We start from the raw sequence: 19062 nt of genomic DNA, 5'->3' as shown, positions 1-19062 counted from the left end.
GCGCTCAGCCCGCCGAGCGCGCCCCCGAGCCCAGCGGTTCGGGGGCGAGCAGCAGGTCGCGCGACAGCGCCCAGCTGCGGGTCCGCTTGTCGAGGAACGCGAAGTGGTCCTCCCCGTCGACGACGTGCAGTTCCACCGGATCGCCCGCGGCGACCGCCGCCGCGGCATAGCGCTCGGCGACCTTCACCGGCACCTGGGCGTCCTCGGTGCCGTGCACGAGAGCGACCGGCACACCGATCGGCACCCGGTGCCGGGGCGACGCCGACCGGTACAACTCCGGATCCGCGTCGTAGGGCTGACCGAACAGGTCCTCGATGTACCCGATCCGCCGGCCGCGTTCACCCGCGGACGCGAGGTCGAGCGCACCCGCCTGGGAGACGACGAGTTCGGGGCGCACCTGCGTGCGCTGACCCGCGAGCCACACGGCGAGCTGACCGCCGGCCGAGTGCCCGACGACCCGCACCCGGGCCGGATCGAGTTCGACACCCGCGGCCAGGGCCCGCTCGGCCACCGCGGTGGCGACGGCGTCGAGGGCCGCGACGACGTCGGCGGACATCTCCGGCCACCGCCCGCCCGCGCCGAGCCGCCGGTACTCGACGTTCCACGCCGCCACACCGTGCGCAGCGAGTTCGAGCGACAGCGGCGTGCCGAGGTTGAGGTGGTACTTCCCGCTCCAGAAGCCGCCGTGGACCACCATCACGACGGGCACGGGCCCGGCCGGATCCGCGGCGTCCGGCAGGTACAGGTGGCCGAACTGCTGCGGCTGCGGACCGTAGGCGATACGGGTTCGGGACATGCGTGACACGCTAGTGCAGCGGCAGCCGCGCACCGTGCGGGAGCCGCAGGGGCTCATGTGGACGACCAGCTTCCCGCGCTGGAGGCGATCGTCGGCTCCGGCAGCTACCCGACGTTCGCCCGGTCACTCGTCGCACTCTCCGCGGAGGGCTACGACTTCGACCTCGACCACCTGTTCGAGCTAGGCCTGGGTGCGCCGCTCGACGGCCTGGCCGTACGGCTCGACCGCCGGGCCCCGTGAAGCGCGGTCCGCGCGGCGAGATCCCCAGGAAAGCCCGGAACCGGAAGCCTCCGAACGCGTTCCGGAGCCGGTTCCCGGGTCATTCGACGGGCCGGGCGCTCCACCGTGCGGTGAGCACTCCCACCGCTCCGAGCGCGACGGCCGCGGCGGTGGACGTTCGCAGCACCGTCGGCCCGAGCAGCACCGGCCGGGCCCCCGCGGCCGTCAGCGCCGCGATCTCGGCGTCGTCGACGCCGCCCTCCGGCCCGACCACGAGCATCAGCTCGGGGACGTCGGCCAGCGGCAGCGCGGCGAACGGTTCGGTTGCCGACTCGTGCAGGACCGCCGCGACACCCCCGCGGGCGACGGTCGCGCGCACGGCCTCGGCGACGCCCGCGGTCCGCTGGACCGGCGCCACCTCGGGAACGTGGGCGCGCCGGGACTGTTTCGCGGCCGCCACCGCGACGGCCTGCCATCGCGCGACGCCCTTGGCCGCCTTCGGCCCGTCCCAGCGGGCGACGCACCGCGCGGCCTGCCACGGCACGAACGCGTCGGCACCCGCCTCCGTCGCCAGCTCCACGGCCAGTTCGGAACGATCGGACTTCGGCAACGCCTGCACCACGGTGACCCACGGGCGCGGTGCGGGGACCTCGCGCCGAGCCAGGACGCGGGCCTCGAGCCGGTCCTTTGCGGTGGCCGTCACCTCCACGTCGGCGACGTGGCCGTGGCCGTCCGACAGGACGAGGCGCTCACCCACCGCGATGCGCCGCACCGTCGCCGCATGGCGGCCCTCCTTGCCGTCGAGGACCGCGACAGCCCCGGCCTCGGGCAGCGGATCGAGATAGAACAGGGTTGCGGCCACCGCCCGGGCCTCAGCGCGCGCTGAACGCGTCGCGCAGCCGGGAGAAGAAGCCCCCGGCGTGCTGCGAGCCGGTGGTGACGACCTCGGGCACCTCGTGCTCGCGCTTGCGACGGAACTCCTCGAGGAGCTTGGACTGCTTGCCGTCGAGCTTCGACGGGACCACCACCTCGAGGTGGGCGTGCACGTCCCCGCGCACCCCGGAGCGCAGTTTGGGCATGCCGTGGCCCCGCAGCACCGCCACCGACCCGGGCTGCGTGCCGGGTTCGACGGTGATCTCGGCGGGTCCGTCGATGAGGGTGTCGAGCACGACGGTGGTGCCCAGCGCCGCGTCGACCATCGGGATCCGGATCGTGCAGTGCAGGTCGTCGCCGTCGCGCACGAACACGTCGTGCGCCTGCTCGATGATCTCGACGTACAGGTCGCCGGCGGGGCCGCCGCCGGGGCCGACCTCGCCCTGCGCGGCCAGCCGGATGCGCATGCCGTTGCTGACACCGGCCGGCACCTTGACCGTGATCTCGCGGCGGGCCCGCACCCGGCCGTCGCCGCCGCACTTGCGGCACGGGTCCGGGATCGTCTCGCCGGCGCCGCGGCAGGTCGGGCACGGCCGCGAGGTCATCACCTGGCCGAGGAACGAGCGCTGCACCGACTGCACCTCACCGGCGCCGCCGCACGTCTCGCAGCGCACGGGCTTGGAGTCGCCGTTGGTACCGGACCCGGCGCAGCCGTCGCACAGGATCGCGGTCTCCACGGCGATCTGCTTGCTGACACCGGTGGCGCACTCCTCGAGCGTCAGCCGGGTGCGCAGCAGCGAGTCCGCGCCGGGCTGAACGCGGCCCCTGGGCCCGCGGGACGTGGTGGCCCCGCCACCGAAGAACGCCTCGAACACGTCGCCGAGGCCGCCGAAGCCGGCACCGGAGAAGCCACCGCCCGCCCCCGGCCCGGACCCGAGCGGATCCCCGCCGAGGTCGACGATGCGCCGCTTCTCCGGGTCGGAGAGCACCTCGTACGCTGTGGAGATCTCCTGGAACCTCTTCTGCGCCGCCTCGTCCGGGTTCACATCCGGGTGGTGCTCGCGCGCGAGCTTGCGATACGCCCGCTTGATCTCCTGATCGGTCGCGTTCTTCGACACGCCGAGCGTCCCGTAGTAGTCCCGTGCCACGTGAGTTCTTCGTCCTTCTCTATTCGCACAGATGTTGTGTCGTCGGATGGTCCGTCCGCGCCGCCCGGCGCTCAGCGTTCGCCGAGCACCTCACCGATATAGCGGGCGACCGCAGCCACCGACGCAATGGTCCCCGGGTAGTCCATCCGGGTGGGGCCGAGCACACCGAGGCCGCCGAAGACGGTGCCCGCGGCACCGTACCCGGTGGACACCACGGACGTGCCGCGCATCTGCTCGACCTGGGTTTCCTCGCCGATCCGCACCGTCACGCGGCCGGCGTCCTGCGTCGCCGCCAGCAGCTTGAGGACCACCACCTGCTCCTCGAGCGCCTCGAGCACGGTACGCAGCGAGCCGGGGAAGCCGGCGTGCGGGTCGAAGTCGGCGGCGTTACGCGTCAGGTTCGCCGTGCCGCCGAGCACGAGCCGCTCCTCGGGATGCTCGACGAGGGTTTCCACCAGCACGGTGGCGCAGCGGATGACCGCATCGCACAGCTCGTCGGGCGCGTCCTCGGCCAGCTCGCTCACCGCGATCGACGCCGCGGCGAGCCGCTTACCGGTCAGCGCGGCACCGAGCAGGTCCCGCAGCCGCGACAGGTCCTCCTCGCCGAGGACGTCACCGAGCTCGACGATGCGCTGGTCCACCCGGCCGGAGTCGGTGATGAGCACCAGCAGCAACCGGGCGGGGGTCAACGCGACCACCTCGAGGTGGCGGACCGACGAAGCCGACAGCGTGGGGTACTGCACCACCGCCACCTGCCGGGTCAGCTGCGCCAGCAGCCGGACGCCGCGCCGCAGCACGTCGTCGAGGTCCACACCCGACTCGAGGAACTGCAGGATCGCCCGGCGCTCGGCCCCCGAGAGGGGCTTGACGTCGGCGATCCGGTCGACGAACTGGCGGTAGCCCTTGTCCGTGGGAACCCGGCCGGAGCTGGTGTGCGGCTGGGTGATGTACCCCTCGGCCTCGAGCACGGCCATGTCGTTGCGGACCGTCGCGCTGGATACGCCCAGGTTGTGGCGCTCGACGAGCGTCTTCGAACCGATGGGTTCCTTGGTGGACACGTAATCGGCCACGATCGCTCGCAACACCTGGAAGCGCCGTTCCTCGGTGCTCGACATCCCGCCCACCTCCGTCTCTGCTGTCGCACCCGGAACGGCACGCACCACCGCAGGACGGTGCACTGCGTGCCGTTTCGCTCCAGTTTAGTCGCCGGTCCCGGACGGCGAGCGGGACGGCGCCCGCCGGCGAGGCGTCGTAAGTTGGTGCCATGATTTTCAAGGGCGTCCGGGACGGCAAGCCGTATCCCGACCACGGGCTCTCGCTGCGCGACTGGGCGCAGATCCCGCCCCGGCAGGTGCGGCTCGACCAGATCGTCACCACCACGAAGGTGCTCGAGCTCGACCGGCTGCTGTCGGAGGACTCCACCTTCTACGGCGACCTCTTCCCGCACGCGGTCCAGTGGAAGGGTGTGCTGTACCTCGAGGACGGCCTGCACCGGGCCGTGCGCTCGGCGCTGCGCAACCGCACCGTCCTGCATGCGCGAGTGTTCGACTACGACGCCCTGTTCCCTCACGCCCCGGACGCCGACACCACCGAGGCGTAGATATCGCACCGCTGCGCGGCCGGGACATCGCACCGCTGCGCGGCCGGGACATCGCACCGCTGCGCGGTCGGGACATCGCACCGCTGCGCGGTCAGGACATCGCACCGCTGCGCGGTGAGGGCGCCGGGCGGCTGCGCGGTCAGGTCAGGATCGCGCGCACCACCGCGTCGGCGAGGAGCCGGCCGCGATCGGTGAGCACCAGCCGGCCGGCGCGCAGGTCGGCGAGGCCGTCCGCGACGACGGTCTCGGCGGCGCGTCGTTCCTCGGGGGCGAGCACGTCCAGCGGCAGGCCGGTGCGCAGCCGCACCTCGAGCATCACCCGTTCGGTGTGGACGTCACCGGCGGTGAGCAGTTCGCTGCCCCCGACCGGGAGCCCGCCGGCGGCGAGCGCGTCCGCGTAGCGCGCCGGGTGCTTGACGTTCCACCAGCGGACGCCGCCGACGTGGCTGTGCGCGCCCGGCCCGGCCCCCCACCAGTCGCCGCCGTCCCAGTAGCCGAGGTTGTGGGCGCACCGCGCCGACGGATCGTCGGCGCGCGCCCAGTTCGACACCTCGTACCAGGTCAGGCCGGCGGCCTCGAGCCGCGCGTCGATGCGCTCGTAGCGGGCCGCGAGCACGTCGTCGTCGGGGGCCGGCAGTTCGCCCCTGCGCACCCGGCGGGCGAGCGCGGTGCCGTCCTCGACGATCAGCGCGTACGCCGAGACATGATCGACGTCCGCAGCGAGCACGGCGTCGAGGGACGCGTCGAGGTCCTCGTCCCGCTCGCCGGGGGTGCCGTAGATCAGGTCCAGGTTGACGTGGTCGAATCCGGCGGCCCGCGCCTCGCCCGCGGCCGCGACGGCCCGGCCCGGGGTGTGCGTGCGGTCGAGCACCGCGAGCACGTGCGGGGCGGCGGACTGCATGCCCAGCGACACGCGGGTGTAACCGGCCCCGCGGATGCCGTCGAAGAACTCCGGCGACGTCGATTCCGGGTTGGACTCCGTCGTCACCTCCGCGCCCGGGGCGAGGCCGAAGCTCGACCGGACCGCCGCGAGCACCTGCGACAGGCCGTCGGCACCGAGCAGCGACGGGGTGCCACCGCCGACGAAGACGGTCTGCGCCGCCGGGGCGCCGAGCAGTCGCGCCGCGATGTCGAGCTCGCTGCGCAACCCCTCGAGCCACGACTGCGGAGACGCGGACGTGCCGAGCTCTCCGGCGGTGTAGGTGTTGAAGTCGCAATAGCCGCAGCGGCTCGCGCAGAACGGGACGTGCACGTACACGCCGAACGGGCGGGAACCGACACCGGCGAGGGCCGAGGCCGGCAATTCGAACCCTGCTCCGACTCCGACATTGGTTCCACTCACTCCCCCAGTGTTCCAGAAGGCCGACCGGAGCCCGCCGCCCGGACACGGCCCGGACACGCCACCCCGGCCCGGCGCTGTCACCTCGGCATTTCCCCGAAATTCGGCGTAAATGCCGCCACGTTTCGAGAACAGGCCCGTGACATGGCACAATGGTCCGCATGACCGGACCCGGAGTGCGACTCGTGGCGCGACGCCACGTCGACCTCAAGCGTGTCTGTGCATCGCGGTGTCTGTCCTGCACCGCCGGTTTCTGCGCCGACTGTCGATAGTCGGCCCCACCCCCGGCAGCCCCCGCTTCCCGCCGGGTCGAGGCATGTCCGCGCCGGGCTCAGCCCACCCTGCCGATCCCGATCCGGTCCCTCGCGAACTCCAGGAGTACCCGTATGTCGTCGACCACCGACGTCTCCCCCGCCGGCGATACGACCGAAACCGCCGCGGCCCGCCGCCGCCCGGCCCGGCCCGCCAAGCAGCGCGCGGAGGGCCAGTGGGCCCTCGGCTACCGTGAGCCGCTCAACCCCAACGAGCAGGTCAAGAAGGACGACAACCCGCTCAACGTGCGCCGGCGCATCGAAGACATCTACGCGCACACGGGATTCGACGGAATCGACCGGAGCGACCTGCGCAACCGCTTCCGCTGGTGGGGCCTGTACACGCAGCGCGAACAGGGCTACGACGGCACCTACACCGGCGACGAGAACATCGATCTGCTCGAGGCGAAGTACTTCATGATGCGGGTGCGCTGCGACGGCGGCGCCCTGAACCTCGCGCAGTTGCGCACGATCGCGGGGATCTCGACCGAGTTCGCTCGCGACACCGCCGACCTGTCGGACCGCGAGAACGTCCAGTACCACTGGATCGAGGTCGAGAACGTCCCGGAGATCTGGCGCCGTCTCGAATCCGTCGGCCTGAAGACCACCGAGGCGTGCGGCGACTGCCCCCGCGTGGTGCTCGGTTCCCCCCTCGCCGGCGAGTCCCTCGACGAGATCATCGACGGCACACCGGCGGTCGAGGAGATCGTCCGCCGCTACATCGGCGACCCGAAGTACTCGAACCTGCCGCGCAAGTTCAAGACCGCGATCTCCGGTCAGCAGGACGTGGTGCACGAGATCAACGACGTCGCGTTCGTCGGCGTGAACCACCCCGAGCACGGCCCCGGCTTCGACCTGTGGGTCGGCGGCGGCCTGTCGACGAATCCGATGCTGGCGCAACGGGTCGGCGCGTGGATCCCGCTCGCCGAGGTGCCCGACGTGTGGGAGGCCGTCGTGTCGGTCTTCCGCGACTACGGCTACCGCCGCCTGCGCTCGAAGGCGCGGCTGAAGTTCCTGATCAAGGACTGGGGCGTCGAGAAGTTCCGGGACGTTCTCGAAACGGAATACCTGAAGCGGCCGCTGCTGGACGGACCCGCGCCGGAGAAGCCGGCGCGCCCGATCGACCACGTGGGCGTGCAGAAGCTGCGCAACGGGCTCAACGCGGTCGGCGTCGCCCCCATCGCGGGTCGGGTCTCCGGCACGATCCTCGCCGCCGTCGCCGACGCGGCCGAGAAGGCCGGATCCGATCGCATCCGCTTCACGCCGTACCAGAAGCTCATCGTGCTCGACGTCGCCGACGAGAAGGTAGATCAGCTGATCGCCGACCTCGGCGAACTGGGCCTGCCCGCGAACCCGACGCCGTGGCGCAAGAACCTGATGGCCTGCACGGGCATCGAGTTCTGCAAGCTCTCGTTCGTCGAGACCCGCAAGCGCTCGCAGGCGCTGGTGCCCGAGCTCGAGCAGCGCCTCGCCGACATCAACGCCCAGCTGGACGTTCCGGTGACGATCAACATCAACGGCTGCCCCAACTCGTGCGCGCGTTCGCAGGTCGCCGACATCGGCTTCAAGGGCCAGCTCGTCGACGACGGGGACGGCAACCAGGTGGAGGGTTTCCAGGTGCACCTCGGCGGGACGCTCGGCATGGATGCCGCGTTCGGCCGCAAGCTGCGCCAGCACAAGGTGACCAGCGCCGAGATGGGCGACTACATCGAGCGCGTGGTGCGCAACTTCGTCAAGCACCGCACTGCGGGAGAACGCTTCTCGCAGTGGGTGCTGCGCGCGGACGAGGCCGATTTGCGATGACCGGGGAGCAGACGATCGAAGGACGGAACGTGACCACGACACGGACAACGGAGGAACTGAGGGAGCTGGCCGCGCAGGGGGCGGCCACTCTTGACGGCGCCTCGGCGCGGGAACTGCTGCAGTGGACCGAGGAGAACTTCGGCGACTCGTACATCGTGGCGTCGAACATGCAGGACGGGGTGCTCGTGCACCTCGCGGCGCAGGTGCATCCCGGCGTGGACGTGCTGTTCCTCGACACCGGTTACCACTTCGCGGAGACCCTCGGCACCCGTGACGCCGTGGCGCAGGTGTACGGCGTCAACCTGGTCGAGGCCAAGGCGCAGCAGACGGTGGCCGAGCAGGACGCACTGCTCGGCAAGGATCTGTTCGCGCGGGACCCCAACGAGTGCTGCCGCCTGCGGAAGGTGGTGCCGCTGAAGGAGACCCTGAAGGGCTATCAGGCGTGGGTCACCGGCATCCGCCGGGTGGAGGCCCCCACCCGGGCCAACGCCCCGCTGATCTCCTTCGACGATGCCTTCGGGCTGGTGAAGATCAACCCGATCGCCGCGTGGTCCGACGAGGACATGCAGAACTACATCGACGAGCACGGGATCCTCGTCAATCCCCTGGTCGACGAGGGCTATCCGTCCATCGGGTGCGCCCCCTGCACCGCCAAACCACTACCCGGAGCCGATCCGCGCAGCGGACGGTGGGCCGGCCGAGCCAAGATCGAATGCGGGTTGCACGCCTCATGACACTCATCGACACGAATTTCTCCGAATCCCGGCGCAAGTCGGACGGCGACAGGTTCGACACCCTCGACGCGCTCGAGTCCGAAGCGATCCACGTCTTCCGCGAGGTCGCCGGCGAATTCGAGCGCCCGGTGATCCTGTTCTCGGGCGGCAAGGACTCGACGGTCCTGCTGCATCTGGCGCTCAAGGCCTTCTGGCCCGCGCCGCTGCCGTTCGCGCTGCTGCACGTCGACACCGGGCACAACCTTCCCGAGGTCCTCGAGTTCCGCGACCACGTCGTCGAGAAGTACGGGCTGCGGCTGCACGTGGCGAAGGTCGAGGACTACCTCGCCGACGGCCGCCTCACCGAGCGGCCCGACGGGATCCGCAATCCGCTGCAGACGGTGCCGCTGCTCGACGCCATCGCCGAGAACCGCTTCGACGCGGTGTTCGGCGGCGGCCGCCGCGACGAGGAGCGCTCCCGCGCCAAGGAGCGGATCTTCTCGCTGCGCAACGCCTTCGGCCAGTGGGATCCCAAGCGGCAGCGGCCCGAGCTGTGGAACCTGTACAACGGCCGGCACGCCCCCGGCGAGCACGTGCGGGTCTTCCCGCTGAGCAACTTCACCGAGCTCGACATCTGGCGGTACATCGCCCGGGACAACGTCGAACTCGCCGGCATCTACTACGCCCACCAGCGCCCGGTGTACCGGCGCGACGGCATGTGGATGACGCCCGGCGTCTGGGGCGGCCCGGCCGAGGGTGAGGAACTCGAGGTCCGGTCGGTGCGCTACCGCACGGTCGGCGACGGCTCCACCACCGGCGCGATCCTGTCCGAGGCCGCCGACAACGAGGCGATCCTCGCCGAGGTCGCCGCGTCGCGGCTCACCGAGCGCGGGGCGACCCGCGGCGACGACCGCGTTTCCGAAGCGGCCATGGAGGACCGCAAGCGAGAGGGATATTTCTGATCATGAGCGACCTCCTTCGACTCGCCACCGCCGGCAGCGTCGACGACGGCAAGTCCACCCTCGTGGGCCGGCTGCTGTACGACACCAAGTCCGTGCTGGCCGACCAGATCGACGCGGTCACCCGCGTCTCGGTCGACAAGGGTCTCGACACCCCCGACCTGTCCCTGCTCGTCGACGGCCTGCGCGCCGAGCGCGAACAGGGCATCACCATCGACGTCGCGTACCGCTACTTCGCCACACCCCGGCGCAGCTTCGTGCTCGCGGACACCCCGGGACACGTGCAGTACACCCGCAACACCGTCTCGGGTGCGTCCACCGCCCAGCTCGTGGTGCTGCTCGTCGACGCCCGCAAGGGCGTGATCGCGCAGACCCGCAAGCACGCCGCCGTCCTCGCGCTGCTCGGCGTGCCCAAGCTCGTCCTGGCGGTCAACAAGATCGACCTGGTCGACGACCCGGCGCGCGTGTTCGCCGACATCTGCGACCAGTTCAACGCCCTGACCCGGTCGCTCGGCTGGTCCCCGGAGGACGTGCAGGAGATCCCGGTCTCCGCCCTGCACGGGGACAACGTCGCGGTCCGTTCGGAGAACACGCCGTACTACGACGGTCCGACGCTCATCGAGCACCTCGAGTCCGTCCCGGTCGACGCCGACGTCCACGGCCGTCACGAGATCGGGCTGCGGTTCCCGGTCCAGTACGTGATCCGGCCCCGCACCGCCGAGTTCCCGGACTACCGCGGCTACGCCGGACAGGTCGCGGCGGGCAGTGTCCGTCCCGGCGACGAGGTCGTGATCCTGCCCGCGGGCACCCGGACCACGATCGAGCGGATCGACACCGCCGACGGCGAGCTCGACGTCGCGCACGCCGGCCGCAGCGTCACGCTGATCCTCGCGGATGACGTGGACGTCTCCCGCGGCGACGTCATCGCCGCCCCGGCCGCCGCCCCGGAACCGATCGGCCAGTTCGAGGCGACGGTGTGCTGGCTGGCGGAGAAGCCGCTGCGGCCCGGTGCCCGGCTGCTCCTCAAGCACGGCACCCGCACGACGCAGGCGATCGTCGGGACGCTCGAGGAGCGCTTCGACGAGCAGACCCTGACCTCGGTTCCCACCCCCGAGTCGCTCGAGCTCAACGAGATCGCCCGCATCACCGTCCGGGTCGCCGAGCCCATCGCGGCCGACGACTACAAGGTCAACCGGCGCACGGGCAGCTTCCTGCTCATCGATCCCGCGGGCGGCAACACCCTCGCGGCGGGCCTGGTGGGCAACAGCCTCGCCGAGATCGAACTCGGGGACCGCGTCCCCGCATGATCCCGCTCGTCGCCGTCGCGCACGGCAGCCGTGACCCGCGCTCGGCGCGCGCCATGGCTGCCGTGCTCGCGGCGCTGCGGGAACGCCACCCGGGCCGGGACGTGCGGCTTGCGTTCCTGGACCTGAACACCCCGTCGGTGGGGCAGGTCGTCGACGCCGTCGCCGCCGAGGGACACCGCCGCGTGGTGGTGGTCCCGTTGCTGCTGGGCAGCGCCTTCCACGCCCGCGTGGATCTGCCCGCGCTGCTCGCCGAGGCCCGCGCCCGGCACCCGCTTCTCGACGTGATCCAGGCGGACGTCCTCGGCGCCGACGACCGTCTCGTCGCGGCGGCCCGCGAGGCGATCGCCGCCACCGGTGTCTCCCGGACCGACCCGACGGTGGGCGTCGCGCTGTGCGCGGTCGGATCCCGCCGCCACGACGCCAACGCCGCCACCGACGCGATCACCCCGCGCCTGCTGCGGGGCACATCGTGGGCGTGGGGCCGGACGTGCTTCGCCACCGCCGCGGCACCGACCGTCGTCGACGCCCTGGCGGCCCTGCGCGCCGCCGGCGCCACCACCCTCGTGCTCGCGCCGTGGATGCTCGCCCCCGGCCTGCTGTGGGACCGCGCCGTCGCCGCCGCCCGGGCGGCGTTCCCCGAGGTCAGCTGCGCCACCACCCTCGCGGCCTCCGATTCCGTCGGGCTCGTGATCGACGAGCGCTACCGGCAGTCGCTCGTGCACGCCGGGACCGCCGCGCGCCACATCGCCTGACAACCACCGATTGCCTCTGGCGCACGCCGGTCCTATCGGGACAGACTGGAGTCGAGGCAAGGAGGCATCGTCATGGCCACAGCACCGATTCGGCACGGGATCGTAGTCGGCATCGACGGTTCGGACGGCTCGTTCTCCGCGGCCCACTGGGCCGCATCTGCCGCCCGGATCTTCCGCGAGCCGCTGCACCTCGTCAACGTGCTGCCCGATGCGCCGAGCGCGACCGGCGGCAGATCCAAGGAGGAGTTCGCCAAGCTCCTGCAGGCCGACAGCGAACGGCTGCTCGAACGCGCCCGCCGGGCGGCGCTCGACGGCCGCACGGACGTGACGGTCGAATGCAGCAGCCGGCCGGGACCGCCGGCGAAGACCCTCGTCGAACTGTCGAAGACCGCCCGCCTGCTGGTGGTGGGCCGCACCACGACCGGTGAACTGCGCTCGATGTTCGCCGGCTCCGACGTCGTCCGCGTCGCCAACCACGCCCGTTGCCCGGTCGTGGCGTGGCGGGGCGAGGGCGACCACGAGGAGGTGGACACCCGGCCGGTCGTCGTCGGCGTCGACGGCAGCGCGTTGAGCAACGCCGCGATCGAGCATGCGTTCGAGTTCGCGTCGTTCCTCGGCGCACCGCTGATCGCCGTGCACGCATGGACCGAGCAGTCGACCCTGCGGGGCTACGACGAGTCCGCCCGCTTCGTCGACTGGACGACGTACGCGGAGCAGAAGGTCGCCGACCTCGCGGAGAGCCTGGCCGGCTGGCGCGAGCGGTATCCCGACGTCGAGCTGCGGACGGAGCTCGAGCGCCGCGGCGCGATGGTGGCCCTCATCGAGCGTTCCATCGACGCGCAACTCGTCGCGGTGGGCAGCCACGGTCGCAGCACGATCGCGTCGGCTCTGCTCGGCTCCACCGGCCAGGGCCTGCTCCATCACTCCCGCTGCCCGGTACTCATCTGCCGCGAGTGACGCATGCGGCCGTGACCTCCGGTCGCGCAAGGAATTTCGAGCGCAGCAGTCCGCAGGGCGCGCGGATCCCCGGCTCCGTCGCCCTAGTTCGCCGCGCCGGCGTAGATCACGGCGATGCTGCCGGTACCGGGCCGGAACAGCTCGGCGTCGACCGTGCTCCAGCCACCGAGATCCTCGACGGTCCACAGTCTTTCGGGAGCCGGGAAGTCGTCGGCGAACTCGCGTGCGGCACCCGGGTCGGCGGGCCGGAATCCGGCCGCCGCCCACAGCCGTTGCGCCTCCCCGGTGTAGAGGAAGTCGTTGAACTCCTGGGCCGCCCGCACGTCGGGTGCGTTGTCGATCACCGCGGCGGGGCTGTCGATCCGGAGAGTGGTGGTCAGGGGGACACGCCGGACGGCGGCGCCGTCGCGCTCGAGCCGCAACGCCTCCTGTTCCGAGAGGAGCAGCACGTCGCCGGCACCCTGCACGAACGCCTCCACGGCCTCTTCGCCGCTCGCGGGCGAGGTTTCGACGTGGTCACCGACGAGCGCGGCGAGGTAGTCCAGCCCCGCCTGCGGATCGGCACCGCCGTCGCTCGTCGCGGCGTACGCGGCGAGCAGGTTCAGCTTCGCCGCACCGGAGGCCGACGGGTCGGGGGTGATCACCTCGAGACCGGGCGCGAGCAGATCGTCCCAGCCCGCCACACCCCGCGGATTGCCCTCCCGCACGACCATCGTGACGACGGACCCGTACGGGACTCCCCGGTACGCTCCCGCGTTCCAGTCCGGGTCGACGAGTCCCGCGTCGACGAGGCCGGTCAGGTCCGGCACCGATGCGAAGGTGACGAAATCGGCCGAGGCGCCGTCCACGACGGCGACGGCCTGCTGCGCGGACGGACCGGACGCGACGTCGAACCGGACGTCCTCGCCGGCCTCGGTGGCGCCGAACGCGGCGATCACCGTGTCCAGCGCCGCCCGGGCACCCTCGTGGGCGTACAGGTCGACGGTGGGCCCGGAGGCGGCCTCGGCCGCGTCGCCGCGATCGCCGGAGCCGGCCGAACACGCGGTGAGCACGACGGCCGCGATCGAGGCGAGCGCCGCGACGCGCCGGCCCGGACGAGATTTCACGACGTACCTCCGGCGCAGGGTCAGCGGGTCAGCAGCCAGGCCACGACGACGAGAACGAGCAGGGCCAGCAGGGCCAGGGTCACGCGCGAGCGTGGCATGTCAGCGATCCTCCGTCTTCCGTTCGGACGCGGCCGGCTCTCTGCGTCCGACGGCCGCGAGCACGCCCGCGAGGGCGCGGTCGAGCAGCCAGGCCACGCCGGCGCACAACGGCACCATGACGACCAGCACCAGCGCGACCTGCGGGACGAAGGGAAGGCCGGCCAGCCACAACTCGAAGCCGTCCCACCACGATGCCACCCGATCCACGCCCCCACCCTAGTCGTCGCCGTTTCGGTGGACGCCGACGGCCGGGTGCCGGGATCATGAGGTGATGGCACAGACGTTTCCGGGGTCCGGGATCTCCTCCGCGCATTCCCACCCGCCACACCGCAGCCCGTACCCGCCGATCGACGACTACGCGTTCCTGTCGGACTGCGAAACGACATGCCTCATCGCGCGCAACGGGGCGGTGGAATGGATGTGCCTGCCCCGGCCCGACTCGCCCAGCGTGTTCGGGGCGATTCTCGACCGCAGCGCCGGGTACTTCCGTGTCGGACCGCACGACCGCACCGTGCCCGCTGCACGCCGGTATCTGCCCGGCGGACTGATCCTCGAGACCACGTGGCAGACCGAGACGGGATGGATGGTGGTGCGGGACGCGCTGGTGATGGGGCCCTGGCACGCCGTCCAGGAACGATCGCGCACTCACACCCGGACGCCGACGGACTGGGACGCCGAGCACATTCTGCTGCGCACCGTCCGCTGCGTGAGCGGGACGGTGGAACTCGACGTCAGTTGCGCGCCGGCGTTCGACTACCACCGCGCCCCGGTGCGCTGGGAGTACACGGGCAAGGTGTACGAGGAGGCCACCGCGTTCTGCACCGGCGGCGAACCCGGCGAGCATCCCGAACTACGGCTCACCACCGACCTCCGGCTCGGGCTCGAGGGCGGCGAGGCCCGGGCACGCACCCGGATGGTCAAGGGCGACAAGGCGTTCGTCGCGCTGTCGTGGTCGGATGTGCAGTGTCCCGCCACGTTCGAGGAAGCCGCCGCGAAAATGGCGGAGACGGCCGACTTCTGGCGCGAGTGGATCACCACGGGCCGTTTCCCCGATCACCCCTGGCGGAGTTACCTGCAGGCCAGCGCCCTGACCCTCAAGGGCCTGACCTACGCACCGACCGGCGCCCTGCTCGCGGCGGCCACCACGTCTCTTCCGGAAACGCCTGGTGGAGAACGGAACTGGGACTACCGCTACGCATGGGTGCGGGATTCCACGTTCGCACTGTGGGGCCTGTACACCCTCGGCCTCGACCGGGAGGCCGACGCGTTCTTCGCGTTCATCTCCGACGCCTCCCGCAGCGAGGACGGCCGGTTGCAGCCGCTGCAGGTGATGTACGGCGTGGGTGGGGAGCGCGTGCTCACCGAATCGCAGCTCGACCACCTGTGCGGCTACGACGGGGCCCGTCCGGTGCGGATCGGCAACGATGCGTATCACCAAACGCAGCACGACATCTGGGGCGCCATGCTCGACTCGGTGTACCTGCACGCGAGGACCCGCCGGCACATGCCCCAGACCTTCTGGCCGGCCGTGCAGCGGCTCGTCGGCCAGGCCGAGGACCACTGGCGCCTGCCCGATCGCGGCATCTGGGAGGTCCGGGGAGAGCCGCAGCATTTCACCTCGTCCAAGGTGATGTGCTGGGTCGCCCTCGACCGCGGCGCGCGACTGGCGCGCATGCAGGGCCGCCCGGACCACGCCGCGCGGTGGGACGCCGTCGCCGACGAGATCAAGGCGGACATTCTCGCCCACGGCATCGACGAGCGCGGGGTGTTCACCCAGCGCTACGGTCATCCCTCCCTGGACGCGTCCGCGCTGCTGGTCGTGCTGCTGCGGTTCCTGCCGGCCGACGACCCGCGGGTGCGGGCGACGGTCCTGGCGATCGAGGACGAACTGACCGAGGACGGCCTGGTCCTGCGGTACCGGGTGGACTCCACCGACGACGGATTGACCGGCGAGGAGGGCAGCTTCACGATCTGCTCGTTCTGGCTGGTCTCCGCCCTGGTGGAGATCGGCGAGGTGGAACGGGCCCGCACCCTGTGCGAACGACTCCTCGGCTACGCCAGCCCGCTCAAGCTCTACGCCGAGGAGATCGACCCGCGCTCGGGCCGGCACCTGGGCAACTTCCCCCAGGCCTTCACCCACCTGGCGCAGATCAACGCGGTCGTGCACGTGATCCGGGCGGAGGAACAGATCGCGGCCGGGGAGTTCCTGCCCGCGCGTCCGGCGCCCTGACCCGTTACCCGAAGCGGCGCAGCAGTTCCTCCGCGCGGGTCGCGATGTCGCGGACGATCTCGCCGGCGGGCCGCTGTTCCCGCACGAGTCCGGCCGCCTCGCCCGCGTAGACCACGCCGAGCCGGGGGTCGTTGCCGTCGTACGCGGCGGCGAGGGTCTCCTCGTCGGCGCCGCGCCCGTGCCACTCGGCGGTGTAGTCGTTCGTCAGGGCCCGGCCGCCCCACCGCGCCGGCCACGGCTGGTGCCGGGCCCGGTCGAAGACGTCGGTGTAGACGGTGTCGGTGCTGCTCGCCGCGACGAGCCTGTCCCGGGCATACTCCGGGCCGACCGTCTCGGGGCTCGCCAGCAACGCGGTGCCGACGAGCGCGCCCTCGGCGCCGGCCGCGAGCACCGCGGCCAGTCCCCGTCCGGACGCGATGCCGCCGGCGGCGAGCACCGGCAGCGACGTCGATTCGAGCACCTCCTGCAGGAGCGGCAGCGTCCCGATGCGGCCGGTGTGCCCGCCGGCCTCGTGTCCCTGCGCGACGACCGCGTCGACCCCGGCGGCCTCGACGATCCGCAGGTCCTCGATCGTGTTGATCTGGGAGATCGCCAGGGCGCCCGCCGCGTGCACGCGCGGCACATAGGGCGCCGGATCGCCGAAGGACAGCGACACCACCCGGGGCCGTTCGGCCAGCACCGCGTCGAGAAGACTGTCGTCGGCGGCCAGCGACCACGTCATTAGGCCGAAACCGAGCAGCCCGCCGCCGAGTTCGCGGGCCACCGCCGACTCGGCCGCCAGCCATTGCGGGGTGTTGTAACGCGCGGCTCCGATCAGACCGAGGCCCCCCGCGCGGGTCACCTCGCCGGCCAGCCGGCCGCCGGCGCGGCCTCCCATCGGGGCGCCGAGCAGCGGGACGGTGACGCCCAGGGTGCGCGTGAGCCAGGTCTCGAGCACGGTGGGCTACTTCCCCTTCGGCTTGTCGGCAGACGCCTCGGACGAGAGCGCGGCCACGAACGCCTCCTGCGGAACGTCCACCCGGCCGATCGTCTTCATCCGCTTCTTGCCCTCCTTCTGCTTCTCGAGCAGCTTGCGCTTGCGGCTGATGTCGCCGCCGTAGCACTTGGCGAGCACGTCCTTGCGGATCGCGCGGATGTTCTCCCGGGCGATGATCTTCGACCCGATCGCCGCCTGCACCGGGACCTCGAACTGTTGCCGCGGGATGAGCTCCTTGAGTTTGGTGGTCATCTTGTTGCCGTACGCGGCCGCCGCGTCCTTGTGGACGATCGCACTGAACGCGTCGACGGCCTCGCCCTGCAACAGGATGTCCACCTTCACCAGCGCGGCTTCCTGCTCGCCGGCCTCCTCGTAGTCGAGGCTGGCGTAGCCGCGGGTGCGGGACTTCAGCGAGTCGAAGAAGTCGAAGATGATCTCGGCCATCGGCAGGGTGTAGCGCAGCTCGACGCGGGTCTCGGACAGGTAGTCCATGCCGCCGAGCTCGCCGCGCCGCGACTGGCACAGTTCCATGATCGAACCGATGAACTCGCTGGGGGAGATGATCGTGCACTTGACGATCGGCTCGTAGATTTCGCGGGCCTTGCCCTCGGGCCAGTCCGACGGGTTGGTGACGATGTGCTCCTGCCCGCCCTCGAGCACCACGCGGTAGACCACGTTGGGGGCGGTGGAGATCAGGTCGAGGCCGAACTCGCGCTCGAGCCGCTCCCGGGTGATCTCCATGTGCAGCAGGCCGAGGAAGCCGCACCGGAATCCGAAGCCCAGAGCCACCGACGTCTCGGGTTCGTAGGTGAGCGCGGCGTCGTTGAGCTGCAACTTGTCGAGGGCGTCGCGCAGGACGGGGTAGTCCGACCCGTCCACCGGGTACAGGCCGGAGTAGACCATCGGGCGGGGCTCGCGGTAGCCGGTGAGCGGCTCGGCGGCGCCGCCGCGGGCAGAGGTGACGGTGTCGCCGACCTTCGACTGGCGCACGTCCTTCACGCCGGTGATGAGATAGCCGACCTCGCCGACGCCGAGACCGGCGGTGGCCTTCGGCTCGGGCGAGACGATGCCCACCTCGAGCAGCTCGTGGGTGGCGCCGGTGGACATCATCTTGATCTTCTCGCGGGGCACGATCTTGCCGTCGACCACACGCACGTACGTGACGACGCCGCGGTAGGTGTCGTACACCGAGTCGAAGATCATCGCGCGGGCCGGCGCGTCGGGGTCGCCGACCGGCGGCGGCACCTGCCGGATCACCTCGTCGAGCAGTTCCGGCACGCCCACGCCGGTCTTGCCCGACACGCGCAGCACGTCCTCGGGCTCGCAGCCGACGATGTGGGCGAGCTCGGCGGCATAGCGGTCCGGGTCGGCCGCGGGCAGATCGATCTTGTTCAGGACCGGGATGACCGTCAGATCCTTGTCGAGAGCGAGGTAGAGGTTCGCGAGGGTCTGCGCCTCGATGCCCTGGGCGGCGTCGACGAGGAGCACCGCGCCCTCGCATGCCTCGAGCGCACGGGAGACCTCGTACGTGAAGTCCACGTGCCCGGGCGTGTCGATGAGGTGCATCACGTAGTCCTCGCCGTCGACCTGCCACGGCAGCCGCACGTTCTGGGCCTTGATGGTGATCCCGCGCTCGCGCTCGATGTCCATCCGGTCGAGGTACTGGGCCCGCATCTGGCGCTCCTCGACCACACCGGTGAGCTGCAGCATGCGGTCCGCGAGCGTCGACTTGCCGTGGTCGATGTGCGCGATGATGCAGAAGTTCCGGATCTTCGCGGGGTCCGTGAACGTGGTGTCGGCGAAGGTGCTGATGTCGGGCTCCTGACTCGGACGGGCAGCGGCCCTGGCGGGACGCGGTCACCCTTGCAGAATAT

At 71.5% G+C, this 19062-nt stretch carries 18 protein-coding genes; 9 read left to right on the top strand and 9 right to left on the bottom strand.

Annotation, left to right across the window (positions count from 1 at the left end; all coding sequences use genetic code 11):
- Positions 1-4 precede the first annotated feature (4 nt).
- Positions 5-796 carry an alpha/beta hydrolase family protein gene (locus A4U64_RS08645; RefSeq protein ID WP_029544344.1) on the bottom strand — a complete coding sequence of 264 codons (792 nt, stop codon included), beginning with the start codon at positions 794-796 and terminating at the stop codon, positions 5-7.
- A 57-nt stretch (positions 797-853) separates the two neighbouring features.
- Here A4U64_RS08645 and A4U64_RS08640 point away from each other — a divergent pair, with 57 nt between their 5' ends.
- Positions 854-1036 (top strand): hypothetical protein, encoded by a 183-nt coding sequence (locus tag A4U64_RS08640; RefSeq protein ID WP_029544346.1) that lies wholly within the window; start codon positions 854-856, stop codon positions 1034-1036.
- Positions 1037-1115: 79 nt separating this feature from the next.
- Here A4U64_RS08640 and A4U64_RS08635 read toward each other — a convergent pair whose 3' ends face one another.
- The 3 genes from A4U64_RS08635 to hrcA all read right to left on the bottom strand — a co-directional run bounded on the left by A4U64_RS08635 (position 1116) and on the right by hrcA (position 4151).
- Positions 1116-1877 (bottom strand): 16S rRNA (uracil(1498)-N(3))-methyltransferase, encoded by a 762-nt coding sequence (locus A4U64_RS08635; RefSeq protein WP_006933834.1) that lies wholly within the window; start codon positions 1875-1877, stop codon positions 1116-1118.
- Positions 1878-1887: 10 nt separating this feature from the next.
- Positions 1888-3036 (bottom strand): molecular chaperone DnaJ, encoded by a 1149-nt coding sequence (dnaJ, locus tag A4U64_RS08630; RefSeq protein ID WP_006933832.1) that lies wholly within the window; start codon positions 3034-3036, stop codon positions 1888-1890.
- Positions 3037-3107: 71 nt separating this feature from the next.
- Positions 3108-4151, bottom strand: coding sequence for a heat-inducible transcriptional repressor HrcA (hrcA, locus tag A4U64_RS08625; RefSeq protein ID WP_065922454.1), 1044 nt, complete (start codon positions 4149-4151; stop codon positions 3108-3110).
- 149 nt (positions 4152-4300) lie between these two features.
- Between hrcA and A4U64_RS08620 the strand changes: the two genes are divergently transcribed.
- Positions 4301-4636: a type II toxin-antitoxin system VapB family antitoxin gene (locus A4U64_RS08620; RefSeq protein WP_006933828.1), complete on the top strand. Its 336-nt coding sequence runs from the start codon at positions 4301-4303 to the stop codon at positions 4634-4636.
- A gap of 139 nt (positions 4637-4775) precedes the next feature.
- On the opposite strand, the gene hemW is transcribed toward A4U64_RS08620, so the two are convergent.
- On the bottom strand, positions 4776-5978 hold the full coding sequence (gene hemW, locus A4U64_RS08615; protein ID WP_065922453.1) for a radical SAM family heme chaperone HemW: 1203 nt from the start codon (positions 5976-5978) through the stop codon (positions 4776-4778).
- A 383-nt stretch (positions 5979-6361) separates the two neighbouring features.
- Here hemW and A4U64_RS08610 point away from each other — a divergent pair, with 383 nt between their 5' ends.
- The 6 genes from A4U64_RS08610 to A4U64_RS08585 all read left to right on the top strand — a co-directional run bounded on the left by A4U64_RS08610 (position 6362) and on the right by A4U64_RS08585 (position 12777).
- On the top strand, positions 6362-8089 hold the full coding sequence (locus A4U64_RS08610) for a nitrite/sulfite reductase (RefSeq protein WP_006933822.1): 1728 nt from the start codon (positions 6362-6364) through the stop codon (positions 8087-8089).
- Positions 8086-8823: a phosphoadenylyl-sulfate reductase gene (locus A4U64_RS08605; RefSeq protein ID WP_006933811.1), complete on the top strand. Its 738-nt coding sequence runs from the start codon at positions 8086-8088 to the stop codon at positions 8821-8823. Before A4U64_RS08610 ends, A4U64_RS08605 begins: the two co-directional genes overlap by 4 nt.
- Entirely contained in the window at positions 8820-9764 is a 945-nt protein-coding gene (gene cysD, locus A4U64_RS08600) for a sulfate adenylyltransferase subunit CysD (RefSeq protein WP_006933809.1), read from the top strand. Before A4U64_RS08605 ends, cysD begins: the two co-directional genes overlap by 4 nt.
- A gap of 2 nt (positions 9765-9766) precedes the next feature.
- Entirely contained in the window at positions 9767-11068 is a 1302-nt protein-coding gene (locus A4U64_RS08595; protein WP_065922452.1) for a sulfate adenylyltransferase subunit 1, read from the top strand.
- Complete coding sequence (locus A4U64_RS08590; protein WP_029544357.1) at positions 11065-11820, top strand: sirohydrochlorin chelatase; 756 nt, start codon at positions 11065-11067, stop codon at positions 11818-11820. The genes A4U64_RS08595 and A4U64_RS08590 overlap by 4 nt, the downstream gene beginning before the upstream one ends.
- 72 nt (positions 11821-11892) lie before the next feature.
- A complete protein-coding gene (locus tag A4U64_RS08585; protein WP_065922451.1) occupies positions 11893-12777 on the top strand; it encodes a universal stress protein in 885 nt (294 codons plus the stop codon).
- An 83-nt stretch (positions 12778-12860) separates the two neighbouring features.
- Here A4U64_RS08585 and A4U64_RS08580 read toward each other — a convergent pair whose 3' ends face one another.
- Both A4U64_RS08580 and A4U64_RS08575 read right to left on the bottom strand, forming a co-directional pair.
- Positions 12861-13883 (bottom strand): extracellular solute-binding protein, encoded by a 1023-nt coding sequence (locus A4U64_RS08580; RefSeq protein WP_043801740.1) that lies wholly within the window; start codon positions 13881-13883, stop codon positions 12861-12863.
- 99 nt (positions 13884-13982) lie between these two features.
- Complete coding sequence (locus A4U64_RS08575; protein WP_006933801.1) at positions 13983-14189, bottom strand: hypothetical protein; 207 nt, start codon at positions 14187-14189, stop codon at positions 13983-13985.
- Positions 14190-14253: 64 nt separating this feature from the next.
- On the opposite strand from A4U64_RS08575, the gene A4U64_RS08570 reads away from it, so the two are divergent.
- Positions 14254-16212, top strand: a complete 1959-nt coding sequence (locus tag A4U64_RS08570; protein ID WP_065922450.1) for a glycoside hydrolase family 15 protein — start codon at positions 14254-14256, stop codon at positions 16210-16212.
- A gap of 4 nt (positions 16213-16216) precedes the next feature.
- Here the strand turns inward: A4U64_RS08570 and A4U64_RS08565 are convergent, their stop codons facing one another.
- Together A4U64_RS08565 and lepA are read right to left on the bottom strand one after the other, a co-directional pair.
- Positions 16217-17149, bottom strand: a complete 933-nt coding sequence (locus A4U64_RS08565; RefSeq protein WP_006933799.1) for an NAD(P)H-dependent flavin oxidoreductase — start codon at positions 17147-17149, stop codon at positions 16217-16219.
- 6 nt (positions 17150-17155) lie between these two features.
- Positions 17156-18943: a translation elongation factor 4 gene (lepA, locus tag A4U64_RS08560; RefSeq protein WP_230304568.1), complete on the bottom strand. Its 1788-nt coding sequence runs from the start codon at positions 18941-18943 to the stop codon at positions 17156-17158.
- Positions 18944-19062: the final 119 nt, after the last annotated feature.

The organism is Rhodococcus sp. WB1 (genome assembly GCF_001700945.1).
In the GTDB taxonomy this organism is placed as follows: Bacteria; Actinomycetota; Actinomycetes; order Mycobacteriales; family Mycobacteriaceae; genus Rhodococcus; species Rhodococcus aetherivorans.
The sequence above is the reverse complement of the archived record's forward strand: the minus strand, read 5'-3'. Positions and strand labels throughout refer to the sequence as shown.

What these genes read in the sequence shown, in the direction of transcription:
- A4U64_RS08590 (WP_029544357.1), top strand. Translation starts at nt 11,065, where the DNA reads ATGATCCCGCTCGTCGCCGTCGCGCACGGCAGCCGTGACCCGCGCTCG.
- cysD (WP_006933809.1), top strand. Translation starts at nt 8,820, where the DNA reads ATGACACTCATCGACACGAATTTCTCCGAATCCCGGCGCAAGTCGGAC.
- A4U64_RS08570 (WP_065922450.1), top strand. Translation starts at nt 14,254, where the DNA reads ATGGCACAGACGTTTCCGGGGTCCGGGATCTCCTCCGCGCATTCCCAC.
- A4U64_RS08645 (WP_029544344.1), bottom strand. Translation starts at nt 796, where the DNA reads ATGTCCCGAACCCGTATCGCCTACGGTCCGCAGCCGCAGCAGTTCGGC.
- hrcA (WP_065922454.1), bottom strand. Translation starts at nt 4,151, where the DNA reads ATGTCGAGCACCGAGGAACGGCGCTTCCAGGTGTTGCGAGCGATCGTG.
- A4U64_RS08620 (WP_006933828.1), top strand. Translation starts at nt 4,301, where the DNA reads ATGATTTTCAAGGGCGTCCGGGACGGCAAGCCGTATCCCGACCACGGG.
- A4U64_RS08610 (WP_006933822.1), top strand. Translation starts at nt 6,362, where the DNA reads ATGTCGTCGACCACCGACGTCTCCCCCGCCGGCGATACGACCGAAACC.
- A4U64_RS08585 (WP_065922451.1), top strand. Translation starts at nt 11,893, where the DNA reads ATGGCCACAGCACCGATTCGGCACGGGATCGTAGTCGGCATCGACGGT.
- A4U64_RS08605 (WP_006933811.1), top strand. Translation starts at nt 8,086, where the DNA reads ATGACCGGGGAGCAGACGATCGAAGGACGGAACGTGACCACGACACGG.
- A4U64_RS08595 (WP_065922452.1), top strand. Translation starts at nt 9,767, where the DNA reads ATGAGCGACCTCCTTCGACTCGCCACCGCCGGCAGCGTCGACGACGGC.